The organism is Flavobacterium sp. CF108 (genome assembly GCF_900129795.1).
Classification (GTDB): Bacteria; Bacteroidota; Bacteroidia; order Flavobacteriales; family Flavobacteriaceae; genus Flavobacterium.
The window spans coordinates 400,875-421,547 of the sequence record NZ_FQWW01000002.1 but is presented as its reverse complement, the minus strand read 5'-3'; the positions used below and the strand labels follow the sequence as shown (position 1 = coordinate 421,547).

At 35.2% G+C, this 20,673-nt stretch carries 15 protein-coding genes; 6 read left to right on the top strand and 9 right to left on the bottom strand.

The genetic code is table 11. The features are described 5' to 3' along the window. The first annotated feature begins 477 nt into the window (after positions 1-477). Both BUE10_RS07115 and BUE10_RS07110 read left to right on the top strand, forming a co-directional pair. Complete coding sequence (locus BUE10_RS07115) at positions 478-2,670, top strand: peptidase domain-containing ABC transporter (protein WP_073483675.1); 2,193 nt, start codon at positions 478-480, stop codon at positions 2,668-2,670. A 2-nt stretch (positions 2,671-2,672) separates the two neighbouring features. Next, the gene (locus BUE10_RS07110) at positions 2,673-3,968 is read left to right on the top strand and encodes an HlyD family secretion protein (RefSeq protein WP_073483673.1); all 1,296 of its coding nucleotides are present in this window, start codon (positions 2,673-2,675) and stop codon (positions 3,966-3,968) included. Here BUE10_RS07110 and BUE10_RS07105 read toward each other — a convergent pair. The 3 genes from BUE10_RS07105 to BUE10_RS07095 all read right to left on the bottom strand — a co-directional run bounded on the left by BUE10_RS07105 (position 3,965) and on the right by BUE10_RS07095 (position 5,861). Next, positions 3,965-4,678 carry a tRNA1(Val) (adenine(37)-N6)-methyltransferase gene (locus BUE10_RS07105; RefSeq protein ID WP_073483671.1) on the bottom strand — a complete coding sequence of 238 codons (714 nt, stop codon included), beginning with the start codon at positions 4,676-4,678 and terminating at the stop codon, positions 3,965-3,967. The two genes, BUE10_RS07110 and BUE10_RS07105, sit on opposite strands and share 4 nt — an antisense overlap. A gap of 70 nt (positions 4,679-4,748) precedes the next feature. Then, positions 4,749-5,273, bottom strand: coding sequence for a ribosome maturation factor RimM (gene rimM, locus BUE10_RS07100; RefSeq protein WP_073483670.1), 525 nt, complete (start codon positions 5,271-5,273; stop codon positions 4,749-4,751). Between the two features lie 15 nt (positions 5,274-5,288). Continuing rightward, the gene (locus BUE10_RS07095; protein WP_073483667.1) at positions 5,289-5,861 is read right to left on the bottom strand and encodes a 30S ribosomal protein S16; all 573 of its coding nucleotides are present in this window, start codon (positions 5,859-5,861) and stop codon (positions 5,289-5,291) included. Positions 5,862-6,053: 192 nt separating this feature from the next. Here BUE10_RS07095 and BUE10_RS07090 point away from each other — a divergent pair, with 192 nt between their 5' ends. Both BUE10_RS07090 and BUE10_RS07085 read left to right on the top strand, forming a co-directional pair. Next, positions 6,054-6,548, top strand: coding sequence for a DUF6252 domain-containing protein (locus tag BUE10_RS07090; protein ID WP_073483665.1), 495 nt, complete (start codon positions 6,054-6,056; stop codon positions 6,546-6,548). Between the two features lie 125 nt (positions 6,549-6,673). Further along, positions 6,674-7,030 (top strand): RNA recognition motif domain-containing protein, encoded by a 357-nt coding sequence (locus tag BUE10_RS07085; RefSeq protein ID WP_073483663.1) that lies wholly within the window; start codon positions 6,674-6,676, stop codon positions 7,028-7,030. Between the two features lie 116 nt (positions 7,031-7,146). Here the strand turns inward: BUE10_RS07085 and leuB are convergent, their stop codons facing one another. The 6 genes from leuB to BUE10_RS07055 all read right to left on the bottom strand — a co-directional run bounded on the left by leuB (position 7,147) and on the right by BUE10_RS07055 (position 14,531). Then, a complete protein-coding gene (leuB, locus tag BUE10_RS07080) occupies positions 7,147-8,208 on the bottom strand; it encodes a 3-isopropylmalate dehydrogenase (protein WP_073483661.1) in 1,062 nt (353 codons plus the stop codon). Between the two features lie 117 nt (positions 8,209-8,325). After that, positions 8,326-9,846 (bottom strand): alpha-isopropylmalate synthase regulatory domain-containing protein, encoded by a 1,521-nt coding sequence (locus tag BUE10_RS07075; RefSeq protein WP_073483659.1) that lies wholly within the window; start codon positions 9,844-9,846, stop codon positions 8,326-8,328. A 215-nt stretch (positions 9,847-10,061) separates the two neighbouring features. Continuing rightward, the gene (gene leuD / locus BUE10_RS07070) at positions 10,062-10,658 is read right to left on the bottom strand and encodes a 3-isopropylmalate dehydratase small subunit (RefSeq protein WP_073483657.1); all 597 of its coding nucleotides are present in this window, start codon (positions 10,656-10,658) and stop codon (positions 10,062-10,064) included. Between the two features lie 166 nt (positions 10,659-10,824). Further along, positions 10,825-12,219 carry a 3-isopropylmalate dehydratase large subunit gene (leuC, locus tag BUE10_RS07065; protein ID WP_073483655.1) on the bottom strand — a complete coding sequence of 465 codons (1,395 nt, stop codon included), beginning with the start codon at positions 12,217-12,219 and terminating at the stop codon, positions 10,825-10,827. A 518-nt stretch (positions 12,220-12,737) separates the two neighbouring features. Continuing rightward, the gene (locus BUE10_RS07060; RefSeq protein ID WP_073483653.1) at positions 12,738-13,655 is read right to left on the bottom strand and encodes a helix-turn-helix domain-containing protein; all 918 of its coding nucleotides are present in this window, start codon (positions 13,653-13,655) and stop codon (positions 12,738-12,740) included. Between the two features lie 72 nt (positions 13,656-13,727). Further along, complete coding sequence (locus tag BUE10_RS07055; RefSeq protein ID WP_073483651.1) at positions 13,728-14,531, bottom strand: SDR family oxidoreductase; 804 nt, start codon at positions 14,529-14,531, stop codon at positions 13,728-13,730. Between the two features lie 335 nt (positions 14,532-14,866). On the opposite strand from BUE10_RS07055, the gene dnaE reads away from it, so the two are divergent. Both dnaE and BUE10_RS07045 read left to right on the top strand, forming a co-directional pair. Next, entirely contained in the window at positions 14,867-19,405 is a 4,539-nt protein-coding gene (gene dnaE, locus BUE10_RS07050; RefSeq protein ID WP_073483644.1) for a DNA polymerase III subunit alpha, read from the top strand. Between the two features lie 177 nt (positions 19,406-19,582). Then, on the top strand, positions 19,583-20,545 hold the full coding sequence (locus BUE10_RS07045) for an outer membrane beta-barrel protein (protein WP_073483642.1): 963 nt from the start codon (positions 19,583-19,585) through the stop codon (positions 20,543-20,545). Positions 20,546-20,673: the final 128 nt, after the last annotated feature.

Sequence of the window (20,673 nt, the reverse complement as noted above, 5' to 3'; positions counted from 1 at the left end):
ATTATTTAAAGTAATATACAATAAAGCCTTTTTAAAATTTAGTCATGTTTTTTTTAATTTGTAGGCGCTCGATCGTGGAACATTGAGCAATTTATCCCAACATTGATGATTGGTGTCGGGATTCTCAGGATAATTGGTCACTTGGGTCGGTTTTATTTGGTTAGGGCTGATCAAGTGCCATCTCCTAGAGAAATTGGTATTACTAAAATATATTGAATATTTAAGAGAGAATTATGTTCTCTCTTTTTTTTGCCATCAAATAAAAAAAGGTTAAGATCGCGGATTGATTGTCCACTTGACACTTAGGATTTGACATAAGTATAAAATAGAGAAAGCTTTGTTATTTGTAACAAAGCTTTCTTGTTTTACATAAAGTTCAATTGTAAAAATCAATAATTAGCTTATTTAATTAAAACTTCACTTATATTTTTAAGAAATTTTGTATAATATTGCTATGAATAAACCCAAATATCAGAATTGAAAAAATTCACCAATTATAAGCAGGCAGATTTTAAAGATTGCGGACCAACATGTTTAAAGATCATAGCCAAACATTACGGTAAAACAATCAACATTCAGGAGTTGCGCGACAGCAGTGAGACAACTCGTGAGGGGAGTAATTTGCTTTTTTTAAGCGAAGCTGCCGAGAAAATTGGTTTCAGGACTCTGGGTGTAAAGTTAAATGCAGAAAGACTTGAAGAAGCGCCTCTGCCATGTATTCTGCATTGGAACAAAAATCATTACGTTGTACTTTATAAAATAAAAAAGGGAACTTACTATATTTCAGATCCCGGTTTTGGATTACTTGAATATAATAAAAAAGATTTTCTAAAATTCTGGATTGGAAACAATGCCGATGATTCTACTAAAGAAGGTATTGCTTTACTTATAGAAGCTACACCAAAATTCTTTCAGTTAGAATTTGATAAAGAAGACAATAAAGGTTTAGGATTTGGAATGTTGTCTCAATATGTCTGGCGATATAAATCATTTTTGATTCAGCTGAGTGTCGGACTTTTAGCCAGCAGTTTACTACAGCTTATTTTTCCGTTTTTAACGCAGAGTATTGTCGATGTTGGAATACAGAATCAGAACATCCATTTTATATATTTAATTCTTTTTGCACAGTTGTTTCTCTTTGCCGGAAGAATTGGTCTCGAACTTATCAGAAGCTGGATACTACTGCATCTTTCAACCAGAATAAATATCTCCTTAATTTCAGATTTCTTTATTAAATTAATGAATCTGCCTATTTCCTTTTTTGATGTGAGAATGACAGGAGATATTATGCAGCGTATTAATGATCACCGCAGAATCGAAAAAATACTGACCACATCATCTTTAAATGTGCTGTTCTCTGTAATCAATATGTTTGTTTTGGGCGGTGTTTTGGCTTATTTTAATCTAAAGATATTTCTGGTGTTTTTTGCGGGAAGTATCCTTTATTTTGGATGGATTACGCTGTTTTTAAAACGAAGGGAAGTTTTAGATTATAAACGTTTTGCTGAAGTGTCCCAAGAACAAAGCAAGGTAATGGAACTCATTAACGGAATGCAGGAAATCAAGCTCCACAATGCCGAAAAGCAAAAACGCTGGGGCTGGGAATACGTACAGGCAAGATTATTCAGGGTTTCGATAAAAGGATTAGTTTTGGAACAGACACAATCTATAGGTTCTTCAGTAATCAACGAGTTAAAAAATATCTTTATCATATTTTTATCGGCCAAATTAGTAATCGACGGTTCGATAACACTCGGGATGATGCTGGCTATAAGTTCAATTGTAGGGAGTTTAAACGGGCCAATTACACAACTTATCGAATTTGTGAGAGAATTGCAGGATGCTAAAATATCATTGGCTAGATTATCTGAAATTCATGAAAAGGAAGATGAAACCCAGCAGGAAATTCATCAAACAAATGATGTTCCGTACGATGCAGATATTGAAATCAAAAATCTTTCCTACCGATATTTAGGGTCAGATATTCCAGTTTTAGACAATTTAAGCCTTGTGATTCCGGCCAATAAAGTAACCGCAATAGTGGGTGTGAGTGGCAGCGGAAAAACGACTTTAATGAAACTGCTTCTTAAGTTTTATGAACCTGAAAAAGGCGAAATCAATATTGGCAGCTCACAGTTAAAAAACATTTCGCAGAAAGCCTGGCGTTCAAACATTGGAGCTGTAATGCAGGAAGGTTTTATTTTTAGCGATACAATAGCTAATAATATTGCTTTTGGAGTAGATAAGGTAGATAAAGAACGATTGGTTTATGCCGCAGATGTAGCCAATATTAAAGAATATATCAGCGAACTTCCTCTTGGTTACAATACAAAAATTGGCGCCGAAGGAACCGGAATGAGCACAGGGCAGAAACAAAGACTTTTAATTGCAAGAGCAGTTTATAAAAACCCGGAAATATTGTTTTTTGACGAAGCCACATCAGCTTTGGATGCCAATAACGAAAAAGAGATTATGCGAAAACTGGATATTTTCTTTAAAAACAAAACCGTAATTGTAATCGCGCATAGATTAAGCACGGTTATGAATGCAGATCAGATTGTGGTTTTACAAAAAGGAAAAATTATCGAAATAGGTTCGCATTCGTCTTTAGTACAACAGAAAGGGAATTATTTTGAATTGGTTAAAAATCAATTGCAGTTAGGAAATTAATCATGGAAGAAGATAACAGCACATTTGAATTAAGAAGCGAGGAAGTTCAGGACATTCTCACCAAAGTGCCGCACTGGATGATCCGCTGGGGAACAGTTTTGATTTTTGTAATCATACTGATGCTCTTTTTTGTTTCCTGGTTTATAAAATACCCGGATGTTGTGAATACTGAAATTGTGATTACGACCAATATCCCGCCGGAGAAAATTGTTTCCAAATCATCTGGTCGTATTGAAGCTATTTTGGTTAAAAATAAATCCGTTGTATCTAAAAACAGCACACTTGCCATTATAGAAAACACAGCGAATTACAACGATGTTTTCCTGTTGAAGAGTATTGTTGATAATTATAATATCAACGACCCAAAAATAGAGTTTCCATTTTCAAAATTAAAAAACACACAGCTGGGAGAAATAGAAAGTGCCTATGCTGTTTTTCAAAAAGATTATCAGGCACAGGAATTAAATCATGACCTGCAGCCTTTTGCAATTGAAAACAGAGCACAGATTTCTGAAAAAATCCAAATAAAGGAAAGATTAGAAATTTTGCAGCAGCAAAAAGTAATTAATGAAAGCGAACTACAGCTTCAAAAGAATGAAGTGGCCCGTTTTGAAATACTATTCAATAAAGGTATAATTTCTGCTCAGGAAATGGAAGTTAAAAAACTAAGTTTTCTGCAGGCACAAAAGAGTTACAGAAGCTTATTATCATCGATTTCTCAATTGAGATCTTCTCTTATTGATAATACAAAATCGAGCCAGAGTTCGCAGGCAAACAGCACTAAAGAAGAAGTAAACCTGGGCAGAAACATGGCGCAGTCGTTTTATCAGCTAAAAAAAGTGATAAAAGACTGGGAGCTGGCTTATGCCTTAAAATCTTCCATTAGCGGGAAAGTTACTTTTTTACAGGTTTGGACAGAAAATCAAACGATAAATTTAGGCGACAATGTTTTCTCAATTATTCCCGATGCTAAAAATGGTTTTATAGGAAAAGTAAAAGCTCCGGCTTTAAATTCAGGTAAAATCAAAACAGGGCAGAGAGTGAATATTCGACTGGCTAATTTTCCGGACAGGGAATTTGGGGTTTTAAAAGGAAAGATTCAGAATATTTCTCTGGTTCCGGATAAAGATGGAAATTTACTGATTGATGTTGCATTGCCAGACGGATTAAAGACGTCTTATAATAAACAAATTTTATTTCAACAGGAAATGAAAGGAAGCGCAGAAATCGTAACGGAAGATTTACGCTTAATAGAAAGAATCTTGTATCAGTTTAAAAGTATTTTTGAACAAGTTTAGAATTTCAAATAAAAATCCTTCGTCAACTCAATATATTCTGGTGTATAAACATGTCTGTCAATTTCGATTGTTAATTCGTCGATTTCGATTTCGTCAGTTTCATTTCGGCTAAAAGCCAATAAACTTCTTTTAATTGATGAGGTAGGAGTACCTTTTATATGTGTAATTTTTGTGGGATATAATTCAGCTTCTTTTGCTAAAGCAATAAATTTTTCTTCTTCTTTGTAAGGAAGAATTATGGCAAATATTCCATTTTCAGAAAGTAATAAATCAGCAGCTTCAACTATTTCTTCAAAAGGCATTGCATCTTGAAAACGTGCTAAATCACGCTGTTCGTTTTCTGTTTTATAATCTTCGGCATAAAAAGGCGGATTTGAAACAATTAAGTCGTATTCGTCTTCCGGTTCTTCAATAAATTCATCTAATCCGGCATGAAAGCAAAATAAACGATCACCCCAAGGTGAATTTTCAAAATTTTCTACAGCTTGTTCATAGGCATCTTCGTCAATTTCAAGAGCATCAATTTGTTGCGCATGAGTTCGCTGTGCAAGCATTAATGCAATAATGCCAGTTCCTGCGCCGATATCTAAAATACTAAAAGGATTATGATGAATGGGAGCCCAAGCGCCAAGTAAAACGCCATCAGTGCCAACTTTCATTGCAGTTTTATCTTGTTTGATAGAAAATTGTTTGAAGCTAAATAAAGACATTTCTAAAAAATTAAAAATAAATTTCGAAAGGCAGTGACTGAATACTAAAAACTGTAAACTGAATACTTTTTTAAAGGTACATCTCAACCAATCCTTCTGGAAGGTTCATGATAACCTTTTTATTTTCTCGGTCAATCTTAACTAGGAAATGATCGATCATTGGAACTAAGATTTCTACTTCACCATTCAAAACTTCAAAAAGAGGCTGTGCAGAAGAATCATTAATTGAAGTAATTTTCCCAAAGACACCTAGGCGCTGGTCTTCGATTTCGAAACCAATAACTTCGTGGAAATAAAATTTGTTGCCAGAAAGTTTTGGCAGCATTGATAAAGGAAGATAAATAGCATTGCCAACAAGTGCATCTGCTTCTTCCTCGTTATTTACATCTTCAAAACGAACTCTAAGAAAGTCGTTTTTGTGTAAAGAACTTGTTTCAATAAAAAAAGGAACCAAGTGTTTGTTGTGATCAACAAACACTGATTCCAGATTTTCGTATAACTCAGGTTCGTCTGTGTCTAAATAGATCAGAACTTCACCTTTGAAACTAAATTTTTTAGCGATTTTACCTAAATAAAAACATTCTTCTTTACGCATTATCGCTAAGTAAAATTATGCTTCAGTTGTTTCGTTATTCTCTTCAGCAGCAGGAGCTTCTTCAGTAGCAGCTTCTGCTTCTACTTCAGCAACTTCTTCTTCAACTGCAGGAGTTGCAGCAGCGATAGCATCAGCTTCAGCCTGAGCTGCAGCAGCTAAACGTTTAGCATTAACTTCTTTTTCTGCTTTTAAAGCTTTTGCTTTAGCATCAGCTTGCGCTTTTGATAAACCATCTTTTTTAGCATCAACTTTTCCAGATTTTGCCTCTAACCAAGCAGCTAATTTAGCGTCAGCTTGTTCTTGAGTTAAAGCTCCTTTGCGGATACCTCCATCAAGGTGGTGTTTCAATAAAGCACCTTTGTAAGAAAGGATTGCTCTAGCAGTATCAGTTGGTTGTGCACCATTGTGTAACCATTTAACTGCGCTGTCAAGGTTTAACTCAACAGTTGCTGGGTTTGTGTTTGGATTGTAAGTACCGATTTTCTCTAAGTATTTACCATCTCTTTTTGAGCGTGCATCTGCAGCTACAACCCAGTAAAAAGGTTTTCCTTTTTTACCGTGTCTTTGTAATCTAATTTTTACTGACATAATCTTATGATTAAATTTTGAGGTACTCGACCTCTGTTAATTAAGGGCGCAAAGATATAATTTTTTTATCAATTATCCGTTTCAAAAAGTATTAAATATATTTAAGACAGATTTTTAGCTTTTTTTTTGACTTTAAAATTTAAATATTTACCTCATAATGCGATACTTTTGCATTAAATTCATCTTATATATATGAAAAAATATTTTTACTTCTTATCTTTTTTACTACTGCTTACATCTTGTACAGAAGATGTAAAATTCAATAATCCTGCTTTTCAAACGCTGAAAAATAATGTTTTCTGGAGAGCTCAAACATATAAAGCTTATTTTGGTGCAAATGGGACTGTATTTATTGAAGGTTCTTTAGGGTATGAAAATGTTATTTTGCAAACGGCTTCTTCTGCAGAACAAACTTTTATTTTAGGTCTTAATGAAACTTCAAAAGCATCTTATGAAAATACATTGCCTGCTGAATTATCTTCATTTTCTACAGGAACAAATATTGGTAACGGACAAATTGTTATTACAGAGTACGATATCGATACTAATACGATTTCAGGAACATTTAAATTTACTGCGATGAATGAAGATGAAAGCGATACGGAGAATCCAAAAATTAACTTTACAGAAGGTGTTTTTTATAAAGTTCCGATTCAAGTAAGTGATATTGTTCATCATCAGATGTAACTTTTGGAAATACGACGTTTTATGAGCTGATTTTCAAAATCAAAATAAAAACATAAATAAACTAATATATAGTAGATTACAGAAAAATAAGACTACATTTGCTACATTATTATAAATAAGTACATATGAACATTTTTGTTGGAAGCCTTCCATTCAGTATTGAGGAAGCAGATTTAAGAGAGTCTTTCGAGGCTTATGGAGCAGTAGATTCAGTTAAAATTATCACTGATAAATTTACTGGAAGAAGCAAAGGTTTTGGTTTCGTTGAGATGCCAAACGATGCGGAAGCTCAAAAAGCAATTGATGAATTGAACGGAGCTACTGTTCAAGGTCGTTCAATTGTTGTTAATAAATCTGAACCGAAACCTGAAGGTGAAAGAAGAAGCTTCAATAATAACAGCCGTGGTGGAGATTCACGCGGAGGTTATGGTGGAGGAAACCGTGGTGGAAATGACCGTGGTGGTAACAGAGGAGGATATTAATATTTTTTTTCTAAAATATAAAAGGGATCAACGAAAGCTGATCCCTTTTTTTGTTTCAAGTTTCAGGTTTCACGTTCCAACAACCTGAAACTTGAAACCTGAAACAAAATAAACTATTATAAATTAGCTACAAGCCAATCTCCAACTTCGTTTGTTTTGTAAGCTTTCGATCCTTTTGGAGCTAAATCTTCTGTAACAACACCTTGTTCTAAAGATTTGTTTACTACAGCACGAATAGCTTCAGCCTCGTCTTTTAATCCGAATGCATCTTCAAACATCATGGCTGCAGATAAAATTGTAGCCAATGGATTAGCAATATTTAATCCTGTAGCTTGTGGATAAGATCCGTGGATTGGCTCGTATAAAGAAGTATGCTCTCCAACAGAAGCAGAAGGCATTAATCCCATTGAACCTGAAATTACAGAAGCCTCGTCAGTTAAGATATCTCCAAATAAATTTTCTGTGATTAATACATCATAAGAGTTTGGCCATTGAACCAAACGCATTGCAACAGCATCAACAAATTCGTAAGAAACCGTAACTTCAGGATAATCTTTTTCCATAGCCTGAACTGTTTCTCTCCATAAACGTGAAGTTTCCAAAACGTTAGCTTTATCAACGCAGCATAATTTTTTGCTACGTGTCATTGCTAATTCGAAACCTTTTTTAGCTAAACGCTGCACTTCTGCACGTGTGTAAACGCAATTGTCAAAAGCAGTTTCTCCGTTATCTTTTCTTCCTTTTTCTCCAAAGTAAATTCCGCCTGTTAATTCTCTTAAGAAAACTAAATCAGTTCCTTCAATTCTTTCTCTTTTTAAAGGAGAATTATCAATTAAAGAAGGGAACGTAAACGTTGGACGAACGTTAGCGAATAAACCTAATTTTTTACGCATCAACAATAAACCTTGCTCAGGACGAACTGGCGCGCTTGGATCGTTATCATATTTTGGGTGGCCAATTGCTCCAAATAAAACCGCATCGGCTTTCATACAAACCTCGTGCGTTTCATCTGGATAAGGAACCCCAACTGCGTCGATTGCGCAAGCTCCAGTCAAAGCAGGAGTCCAAGTTATTTCGTGATTGAATTTTTTTGCAATAGCATCAGATACTTTTACAGCTTCATTTATTACTTCTGGTCCGATTCCGTCTCCGGCTAAAAGGGCTATGTTTAATTTCATTCTATATGTGTTATTTAAGGTTCAAAGGTTCAGAGGAACAAAGGTTCAAAGATGTTGGGATGAAAACTTTATCTTTAGCCTTTGTCCCTTTGTTCCTCTGAACCTTTGTTCCTTATATTAAGCTATTACATTCAACATTTTTTGCGTTGCGATAATCGCTGCAACAGTTTGATCAGAATCTAATCCGCGGGTTTTAAATTCTTTTCCGTTGTTGACCCAGGTGATAATAGTTTCGCACAAGGCATCAGAACTACTTCCCGGCGGGATTCTTACTGCATAGTCAATCAATTTTGGAAGCGTTAGTTTTTTGCTTTTGTAAATCTTTGATAAAGCGTTCATAAAAGCATCAAATTGACCATCTCCTTGTGCATTTTCTTCGATGATTTCTTCGCCAAATTTCAAGCACAAAGTCGTTGACGGACGCATTCCTTTTGAGTGTACTAATATATAGGACTCAATTTTTATTTTTTCTTCGTAAGTATGGCTGTCCAAAACATCTGAAATAATGTATGGAAGATCTTCTTTCGTAACGGTTTCTTTTTTATCGCCTAGTTCGATGATTCTTTGGGTAACCAATTTCAAATCTTCCTGATTTAGTTTTAAACCTAATTCCTGAAGATTTTTTTCAATATTAGCTTTTCCAGAAGTTTTTCCTAAAGCGTATTTTCTTTTTCTTCCAAATCGTTCCGGAAGTAAATCATTAAAATATAAGTTGTTTTTGTTGTCGCCATCGGCATGGATTCCAGCAGTCTGCGTAAAAACATTATCGCCCACAATTGGTTTGTTGGCAGGAATTCTGTATCCTGTAAACGTTTCAACTAATTTGCTAACCGTATATAAAGAAGTTTCTTTGATATTGATGCTTACTTCTGGCAGGTAATCATTTATTACCGCAACCGTACTTTCAAGCGGCGCATTTCCGGCACGTTCTCCCATTCCGTTTACCGTAACGTGAAGTCCGTTAATACCAGCTTTTATAGCCTCCATAACATTGGCAACACTTAAATCGTAATCGTTGTGAGCATGGAAATCAAAATGAATCTGCGGATATTTTGCTCTGATTTTAGAAATAAATTCAAAAGCCAAAGACGGAATTAAAACTCCTAAAGTATCTGGAAGTAAAATTCTTTTTACGGGCTGTGTAGATAAGAAATCCAGAAACTGAAAAACGTATTCAGGAGAATTTCGCATTCCGTTGCTCCAATCTTCTAAATAAACATTCGTTTCAATATTATTTTCTTTTGCTAAAGCGATTATTTGAGCGATTTCAGAAAAATGCTGTTCGGGTGTTTTTTTTAACTGATGCGTTAAGTGATTCATTGAGCCTTTAGTCAATAAATTCTGCACTTTTGCACCGGCTTTTTTCATCCAATCAATTGAAACTCCTCCGTCAACAAACGAAAGGACTTCAATTCGGTTAATATAGCCGCGTTCTTCTGCCCATGAAGTAATGCCTTTTACGGCTTGAAATTCTCCTTCGCTCACGCGGGCAGAAGCAATTTCGATTCTATCAATATTTAATTCTTCCAGCAATAATTGTGCAATGGTCAGTTTTTCTGCAGCAGAAAATGATACTCCTGAGGTTTGTTCACCATCACGAAGCGTCGTATCCATTATTTCAATTTTTCTTTTTTCCATATTGATATTGTAATTTCTAACGTTGGATTTTTATTGATATCCATGTTTAATTTTGACGCTGATTTTACGGATTCGCTTTGCGAAGACGCTGATAAAAACGGATTTTTAGTATTAAGTAAAATAAAAATCTGCGTTCTATTTTTTCTCATTTAATTTAGAAAGACCCGACTGGTTTTTGAAACCTGTCGGGTCTAATATCCTGAATGAGATTTCTATTAGTAAGGAAGTTTATCGGCGAAAGCCACAATATCTTCTTTAATGTTTTGTAAATAATCAATGTCGTCAAAGCCATTAATCATATTGTTCTTTTTGTATCCGTTAATAGCAAAAGATTCTTGCTGACCAGTTGACAATAAAGTAATAGTTTGGTTTGGAAGATTGATTTCTAATTCTGTTTTAGGATCAGCTTGGATTGCTTTGAAAATGGTTTCAGCAAATTCCGGGCTGATTTGTACTGGCAAAACGCCAATATTTAGACAGTTTCCTTTAAAGATATCAGCAAAGAAACTAGAAACTACAGCTCTAAATCCGTAATCATAAACTGCCCAAGCTGCATGCTCTCTTGAAGATCCAGAACCGAAGTTTTTTCCTCCAACAAGAATTTTTCCAGAATAAGTCGAATCGTTTAAAACGAAATCTGCTTTTGGAGTATCGTCTCCATTATATCTCCAGTCTCTAAAAAGGTTGTCTCCAAAACCTTCACGTTTTGTAGCTTTTAAGAAACGAGCCGGGATGATTTGATCTGTATCAACGTTTTCAATTGGCAGTGGCACTGCACTGCTGGTAAGTATAGTAAATTTATCGTATGCCATTTTTTGGAATTTTAGATTTTAGGATTTTAGATTTTAGATTTCTTTTGAAAACTTAAAAATTAGAACCTAAAAATGTTTTGTATTAAATAATGTTGATTCATTTTATTTGAAGAAATTTAGATGAAGATTACACAAAGTGAGAAATCTAAAATCTAAAATCTGCAATCTAAAATAATTCACGCGGATCTGTTAGTTTTCCTGTAACAGCAGCAGCTGCGGCCATAATTGGGCTTGCTAAAAGCGTTCTTGATCCAGGACCTTGACGACCTTCAAAGTTTCTGTTAGAAGTACTTACCGCATATTTTCCGGCAGGTACTTTATCATCGTTCATTGCTAAACAAGCTGAACAACCCGGCTGACGTAATACAAAACCAGCTTCAGTCAAAATATCTAAAATACCTTCTTCTTTAATCTGAGCTTCCACAACGTGAGAACCCGGAACTAACCAAGCGGTAACATTATCTGCTTTTTTTCTTCCTTTTACAATTTCGGCGAAAGCCCTAAAATCTTCAATACGTCCGTTTGTGCAACTTCCTAAGAAAACATAATCAATTTGTTTTCCAATCATTACATCATCTTCGTGGAAGCCCATGTAAGCTAAAGATTTTTTGTAAGTTTCCTCACCACCTTCAACTTCTTTTGCACTTGGGATATGTTTTGTAATACCAATTCCCATTCCTGGGTTAGTACCATAAGTAATCATTGGTTCAATGTCTGAAGCCTTGATGTTTAATTCAGCATCAAAAACAGCATCAGCATCCGTTTTTAAAGTTTTCCAGTATTCAACAGCTTTTGTCCAAGCTTCACCTTTTGGAGCGTATAATCTTCCTTCAAGGAAATCGAAAGTAGTTTGGTCAGGAGCGATCATTCCGCCACGAGCACCCATTTCGATACTTAAATTACAAACTGTCATACGACCTTCCATAGTCATGTTTTCAAAAACATCACCAGCATATTCAACAAAATACCCTGTACCTCCAGAAGTAGTTAATTGCGCAATAATATAAAGTGCAACGTCTTTTGGGCCAACACCTTTACTTAATTGACCGTTTACGTTAATACGCATTTTCTTTGGTTTAGGCTGCATAATACATTGAGTAGAAAGTACCATTTCAACCTCAGAAGTTCCGATACCAAAAGCAATTGCTCCAAAAGCACCGTGAGTAGACGTATGTGAATCTCCACATACAATAGTAGCACCTGGCAAAGTAATTCCGTTTTCAGGACCTACTACGTGTACAATACCATTTTTTTGATGACCTAATCCCCAGTGCGAAATTCCGTATTCTGCAGCATTATCTTCAAGAGCCTGAAGCTGATTTGCTGATAAAGGATCCTGAACTGGTAAATGTTGGTTTATGGTTGGGGTATTGTGATCTGCAGTTGCAAAAGTACGTTGTGGGTATAAAACGTTAACGCCTCTTGACTTTAATCCTAAAAAAGCAACAGGACTCGTAACTTCATGAATGAAATGGCGGTCAATAAAAAACACATCTGGTCCATCTTCAATTTTACGCACTACATGTGAATCCCATACTTTGTCAAATAATGTCTTACTCATTTTTTATTTTTTTTAATTGTAATTTCTATAACCACAGCAATTTCCTGTTCAGTATAATAGCAAAACAAAAGTAAAAAAAGATACAAAAGCGTCAATTTCGATATTTCATTATATACGATACCCAAACTAAAATACAAATTGATAAACCGCTTTTGCAGCTTCAATTTTGGCAGAAAAATGATTTAGAAAATGACTTTGTTTTTCTTTTTCAACTTTAATTTTCTTTAATTGTTTTTTGTTTTAATAGTTTGCAAATTTATTTCAAAATCACTATAAAATATAAGAATTTAATTGAAAAAATCTAACAAAATGAATAAAAATAGTAATAATTGTTAGTTTTGATTTCTTCGCAAAAGGAGTGCTTTGTTGGTTTTTGAAGGCTTTTAAAAGAGTTTTTAAGACGTTATTTAGATTCAATAAACTATCTAAATACTACGACATCCAAGAAGTGTATTTTTATGAATTTTTATGCTTTTTTAAGACAAAAAGGGCTTTTTTAAAGAGAATAATTTTGAAGATTAATTCAGGGAATTTTTAAACTCTAATGGAGTAAGATTGGTTTTCTTTTTAAACAGTTTACTAAATGACTGAGGATATTCAAAACCCAATTGATAGGCAATTTCCGCTACCGAAAGATTAGTAGTCATCAGAAAATCTTTTGATTTTTCTATTAGTTTCGAATGAATGTGCTGCTGCGCATTTTGTCCCGTTAAATTACGAAGCATATCGCTTAAATAATGACTGGAGACATTTACTTGTGAAGCAAGAAAATCGACTGAAGGCAGACCTCTTTTTAAGGTTTCGGCATTATTGAAATAATCATTTAAAGTTTCTTCTACTTTAAGCAATAAATCATTGCTGACTGTTTTTCTGGTAATAAATTGACGTTTGTAAAAACGATTGCTGTAATTCAGCAAAACATCAATATATGAAATGATAACATCCTGACTCATTTCGTCAATAGCCGTATGAAGCTCATTATCAATGCTATTTAATAAGCCTATAATCGTTGTTTTTTCGCTGTCGGAAAGATGAAGTGCTTCATTCGTATCGTACGAAAAGAAACCATACTTTTTAATGTTTTTTCCTAAAGGATAATTTCGAATAAAATCCGGATGAAAAAATAAAGTATAACCGTGATATTCGGTTCCTTCTTCATTATCGGTAAAAATCAATTGGTTGGGAGAAGTGAACATTAAACCGCCTTCGTTAAAATCATAGTAACCTTGACCGTAACCCATTTTACCATTTGTAGAATATTTATAAGATATTTTATAAAAATCGAGTAAAAATGAGTTATTCGTTTCTGCTTTAACAGCTAATATTTTATTGTCAACCAAACTGATCATGGGATGCAGCGGCTTTGGCAGATCAAATAAAGTATGGAACTGCGATACAGAGGAAATTTTGGTTGGATTATTGTTTTTCTTTTCCATGATATAAAAGTAAAAAAAAATGAAAACTAATACCGCACAGATTATCAAAACCTGAGCGGTATTAGAAATAGATTAGGCTCCCAAAAATTGTTTACCAAATGAAGCACGAAAAATTTCGTCACCTTGTTCTAATCTTTGCTGGTAAAGTGCTTTTGCATCTTCTCCGGCCACATATCTAAGTTTGGTTTTTCCGTCTGTAGCAGCTTCATAAACAACATCGGCAATATGTTCTGGAGTCGATGCCATTTCAAACATTACATCTACATTTTCAAACATTTTGTCTGCCATTGCCTGGTATTCAGGTTTAACTCCAGTATCAAGTGAACCGTGTAAAAATTCTGTTTTAATACCGCCAGGAGAAACCGTTTTAATATTGATTCCAAATTGATTTAATTCAAAAGCCATACTTTCGCTCCAGCCTTCCAATCCCCATTTTGTGGCGTGATATACAGAACCTAAAGGAAAAGAAATCAATCCGCCAATAGAAGTTGTTGAAATAAACAAACCGCTTCTTTTTTCTCTGAAATACGGAATAAAGGCATTCGTTACACGAATTGTTCCTAATAAATTAGTATTTAATTGTTTTGTGATTTGATCATCGTTAAAACTTTCCAAAGGACCAATTAATCCGTAACCAGCATTATTAAAAACGATATCAATATCGCTTAATGCAATTGCTTTTTGAACCGTGCTTTGTATTTGATCATAATTCGTAACGTCTAATGGTAGCAGCGTTACATTTTCTAAACCAGCAAGTTCAGTTTCCTTTTCTGGAGTTCTCATTGTTGCGATTACATTCCAACCTTTTGCTTGAAATAATTTTGCTGTTGCTTTTCCTAAACCTGATGATGCGCCTGTGATAAAAATTGTTTTCATGATTATTATTTTTTAATTGTTATAATTTGATGAGGCAAAGTTCAGCATACAGTAAAGCTTAAAAGTGTTCATTTTGGTGTAATGAGTATCCAAAATGAATAATCGAAGTTTTTTAAGAAAAAAAGAATCAAATTCTGTTGTTTTTGCGTTTAGAATACCGAGATGTTAATTGTGCTTTTGTTGATAACTTCGTTTTTCATTCGCTTAAAAAAAAGCGTAAATTTGAACTTCTTCCATTTTTCATTTCGCATTTTGTTATGTTTCATGTTGTCAGTATTTTGTAATATGACAGACTTGGAATTTGGGATTTTAAAATTTGACTTTTTTACAACTCTATGTATTTAATATTCGATACCGAAACAACCGGATTACCAAAACGCTGGGATGCCCCAATAACCGATTCTGATAACTGGCCTCGCTGTATACAAATTGCGTGGCAGCTTCACGATGAAATGGGACAGCTTATTGAGCATCAGGATTATTTGGTAAAACCAGAAGGATTTAATATTCCGTATGATGCCGAGCGTATTCACGGAATTTCGACTGAATTGGCTGAAGCCGATGGAATCTCGCTTGCCGAAGTTTTGGAGAAATTCAATATCGCATTAAGCAAAACCAAATTTATCGTTGGTCAGAATTTAGGTTTCGACGTTAATATTATGGGAGCTGAATTCCATAGAATGGGTGTGGAGTCTCAAATGAGTTCGATGCCTGTTTTGGATACTTGTACAGAAGTTACAGCTTCGTTATTACAGCTTCCCGGAGGTCGTGGAGGAAAATTCAAACTTCCAACGCTGACTGAATTACACAGCTATCTTTTCGATAAGCCTTTCGCGGAAGCACACAACGCAACTGCCGACGTTGAGGCAACTACGCGTTGTTTCCTTGAATTGGTTAGAAGAGAAGTTTTTACAAAAGAAGAATTAGACGTTCCGCAGGGTTATTTCAAAGACTTTCAAGAAAGAAATTCGGAGCCGTTTAAGCTTATTGGTTTAAAACACATCAACTTAAAAGCAGCTTCTGATAAAATCAGAGAACAGCTTAAAGCTTTACAAGTTGACGATAAGCAAACTACCGTTTCAGAATCTGATAAAGCAGATTTTAAAGCGGCAAAATTTGCGCATTTACACAATCATACACAGTTTTCGGTTCTTCAATCTACAATCGGGATTGGAAATATTGTGGCGGCTGCAGCCAAAAACGGAATGCCGGCTGTTGCTATGACCGATACCGGAAACATGATGGGAGCTTTTCACTTTGTGAGCGCCGTTATGAACCATAACAAAGCAGCATCGGGAAAAAATAAAGCTTTGGTTGAAGCCGGAGAAGAACCGACAGAAACAGAGGTAAAACCAATTGTAGGCTGTGAATTTAATATTTGTGAAAACCATTTAGACAAAAGCAAAAAAGACAACGGTTATCAAGTTGTTTTAATGGCTAAAAATAAAGCGGGATATCATAATTTGGCCAAAATGGCTTCGATTGCTTATACCGAAGGATTTTATTATGTGCCGAGGATTGACAAAAATATAGTCGAAAAATACAAAGAAGACATCATGGTTTTGTCTGGGAATTTATACGGAGAAATTCCGAGTAAAATCCTGAACATTGGTGAAAACCAAGCCGAAGATGCATTGATTTGGTGGAAAGAACAATTTGGCGAAGATTTCTATTTAGAAGTTATGCGCCACAATCAGGAAGATGAAAATCGTGTCAACAAAACCCTTGTTGAATTTTCGCAAAAGCACAATGTAAAATTAATTGCGACTAATAATACCTATTATTTAAATAAAGAAGATGCCAATGCGCACGATATTTTACTTTGCGTAAAAGACGGTGAAAAGCAGGCAACACCTATTGGACGCGGACGAGGTTATCGTTACGGGCTTCCAAATCAGGAATATTATTTCAAATCGGAAGCAGAGATGAAAAAACTCTTTTCTGATTTACCAGAAGCGATTATAAACATTCAGGAAATTATAGATAAGGTTGAAGGATATTCACTTTACCGAGATGTATTGCTTCCGAAATTTGATATTCCTGAAGAATTTGTTGTTGCAGAAGATGAAGCTGACGGAGGGGTTCGAGGTGAAAATAAATACTTGCGACACCTTACGATGGTTGGTGCCGCAAAACGATATGGAGAAATTACAGAATCTATTCAAGAGCGTTTGGATTTTGAATTATTGACGATCTCGAATTCAGGATATCCAGGTTACTTTTTGATTGTACAGGATTTCATTGCCGAAGCGAGAAAAATGGATGTATCGGTTGGTCCAGGACGTGGATCTGCAGCGGGTTCTGCCGTTGCGTATTGTCTCGGAATTACCAATATTGACCCCATTAAATACGACTTACTTTTTGAGCGTTTCCTAAATCCTGACCGTGTATCGATGCCCGATATTGATATCGACTTTGATGATGAGGGTCGTGGACGTGTAATGGATTATGTAATCAATAAATACGGTCAAAAGCAGGTAGCTCAGATTATCACTTATGGTAAAATGGCAACCAAATCAGCGATTCGTGATACGGCTCGTGTACTGGATTTACCATTATTTGAAGCCGACAGAATTGCAAAGCTGATTCCTGGAATGATGCCGTCAAAATGGAATTTGGCGCGTTTTATTTCAGAGAGTGAAGAAGAGGTTAAAAAAGCGCTTCGTTCTGACGAATTTGACAATGTAAAAGAATTAATCGCCATTGCCAATGAAGATGATTTGGCAGGAGAAACCATTCAGCAGGCAAAAATCCTTGAAGGATCAATGCGTAATACCGGAATTCACGCCTGTGGGGTTATCATTACGCCATCGGATATTACGAATTACGTTCCGGTTACAACCGCAAAAGATTCTGATTTATATGTAACGCAGTTTGATAACTCGGTTGCAGAAAGTGCCGGATTGCTGAAAATGGACTTCTTGGGTCTAAAGACCCTTACGCTGATAAAAGATACCGTAAAACTGGTAAAATACAGAACAAATATTGATCTGGACCCAGACACGTTTCCAATCGATGATGAAGAAACGTATGCGCTTTTCCAAAGAGGTGAGACCGTTGGAATTTTCCAATACGAGTCGCCTGGAATGCAGAAATACATGAAAGATCTTAAACCAACAGTTTTTGGAGATTTAATTGCCATGAATGCACTTTATCGTCCGGGACCTTTGGAGTATATTCCGTCTTTCGTTCGAAGAAAAAATGGTGACGAGGAAATTAAATACGATTTAGATGCCTGTGCCGAATATCTATCAGAAACCTACGGAATTACGGTTTACCAAGAGCAGGTAATGCTTTTGTCTCAGTCTTTGGCAGGATTTACAAAGGGTGAGGCCGACGTTTTGCGTAAAGCGATGGGTAAGAAGCAAAAAGATGTACTAGATAAAATGAAGCCGAAGTTCGTAGAACAAGCAGCAGAAAAAGGTCACGATGCGAAGATTTTAGAGAAAATCTGGAAAGACTGGGAAGCTTTTGCAAGTTACGCCTTCAACAAATCGCACTCGACTTGTTATGCATGGATTGCGTATCAAACGGCATATTTAAAGGCGCATTATCCGGCAGAATATATGGCTGCGGTTCTTTCGAATAATATGAACGATATCAAACAGGTTTCGTTTTTTATGGAAGAATGTAAACGTATGGGATTACAGGTTTTAGGGCCAGATGTAAACGAATCGTACTATAAATTTACAGTAAACGATAATTATGCTGTTCGTTTCGGAATGGGCGCGATTAAAGGTGTTGGTTCCGGAGCTGTTGAAACAATTGTAGAAAACAGAAAAGACGGAAGATATAAATCAATTTTTGATTTGGCGAAACGAATTGATTTGCGTGCAGCCAACAAAAAAGCAATTGAAAATTTAGCACTTGCCGGAGGTTTTGATTCTTTTGAAGGAACAACCAGAGCGCAGTATTTCCATGATGATGGCGACGGAATTACGTTTTATGAAAAGGCTATGCGTTACGGATCGAAATTTCAGGAAAATGAAAACTCATCGCAGGTAAGTTTATTTGGAGAAGCGAGCGAAGTACAAATTGCAGAACCTGTTGTACCTCCATGTGAAGACTGGAGTACAATGGAAAAACTGGCAAAAGAAAAAGAGGTTGTAGGGATTTATATTTCCGGACATCCGCTTGATGATTTTAGGTTTGAGATGAAATACTTCTGCAATGCCCGATTAGAAGCATTGAAAAGTATGAATGAATATGTAGGTAAAAATCTAAACTTTGCAGGAATCATTAATAACGTGCAGCATCGAGTAGCCAAAAATGGAAAGGGCTGGGCCGTGTTTAACTTAGAAGGATATGATGAAAGTTTTGAGTTTAAGATTTTTGGTGAAGAATACTTAAAATTCCGCCATTTCCTGATTCAGAATAATTTCGCCTATTTAAAAATATTGATCAAAGATGGCTGGGTAAATCACGATACAGGAAAAAAATCAGAGCCTAGAATGCAGTTTGTTGAGATTCGTCAGCTGCAGGATATTTTAGAGGCTTTTGCTAAAAAATTGATTCTTTTATTAAATATCAAAGATCTTCAGCCTGAGTTTATACATAAATTAAGTCATTTATTTAATGAAAATAAAGGCGATAATACTGTGAGTTTTGACATCATGGAAATCGAAAATGTGAAGCGTTTAGTTGAGGTTGAAACCACAAGTGAATTTGAAGAGAGTGAAGATGCTGTTTTTGAAGATGAGAATGATGATAATGAAACTGTTGCCGGAGAAGCTAAAATGCAGGAAGTAAAAGAAGTTGAAGAAGTGAAGGTTGTAACTAAATTAACGATGCCAAGCAGAAGGTTAAAAATTAGGATTTCGGCAGAGCTTCTTCAGGAATTAGAGAAAATGCAGATAAATTTTAAACTGAACTAAATTTTAACAGTTAAAATTTAATTGAATCTAAAATTTTAGTGTTAAAATTATGCATGCATAATACTTTTTTAGTAATATTGCCCGAAATTACAACGATTTCGTTCCAAGTCTAACAATGCAAATTATAAGAATATGTTAAAAAATTCTAAGTTTGTATAAATTAATTAAATCAGAATTATGAAAAAGAACCTATTTTTATTAGGATTATTAGTTTGCTCTATCGCTACAATGGCGCAGACAGAACAAGCAGACAAACCAGAAAGCTGGTATTTTAAATTGGGTGGGTCATATTTCATCCAAACTGCTGCAACTGATTTTCCAATTATTTCAGGAACATTACCTAATAATGATGTTTATGCAGCAGATGGTACAACTTTAGTTTCCAGAGAGGCTAATCACGGATCTTTTGGACAAGGATTTCGTTCTACTTTGGCGGCAGGTTACCGTTTCAATACACGTTTAGGTGTTGAAATGGGCATAAACTATTACGTTGGAAATAATGAAAAAATGGCTGAAACTACTCACAGATTAGTGGCAGCTGGACCAACTTTTGTATCGGGAAAAGCAGAAGGAAGAATTAGAGCATTTGATTTATCCCCGGCTTTAGTTTTGTTTTTAGGAGAACATAAAGGTTTTGAGCCTTACACAAAAGTAGGTGTTATTGTTCCTGTCCACGGGGATTTAACTATCGAAACTAACCGTACGTATTCAAACTCTACTGGAACACCAATATTACAGACATTTTCTAAAGACGTTGTAAAGCCAAAACCAACTGTAGGTTTTATGGCTGCAATTGGTACATCATATAAGTTAGGAAAAAATATTTCTGTATTTGCTGAAGTGGAATACCGTAACTTTACTGTACACGGGGACACTAAAGAAACTGAAGTTTATACGGAAAATGGAGTTGATAAATTACATACTCCAACGACTTTTAGACCAGATGCTTCTTATTCAGCAAGCCATGTTAAATATGTTGATAAATTGACAGCTAATTCAAACCATTATTTATTTAATCCTAATACATCAACAGCGGTGACAACAGATACAACCAGACCTGATGATGAGATGAATGATATTAGTTCTTATGTTGGGATTTCTGGTTTAGGTTTGACTGTAGGTCTTAAATACAGTCTATAATTTTTTATAGAAATTTTATAGTTTTTTGAAGAAAAGGATATTCGAAAGAATATCCTTTTTGTTTTTTGTCATTTCTACGAAAGGAGAAATGACAAGATCTATTAAATTTCCTCCGGCTTTAGCTGGAG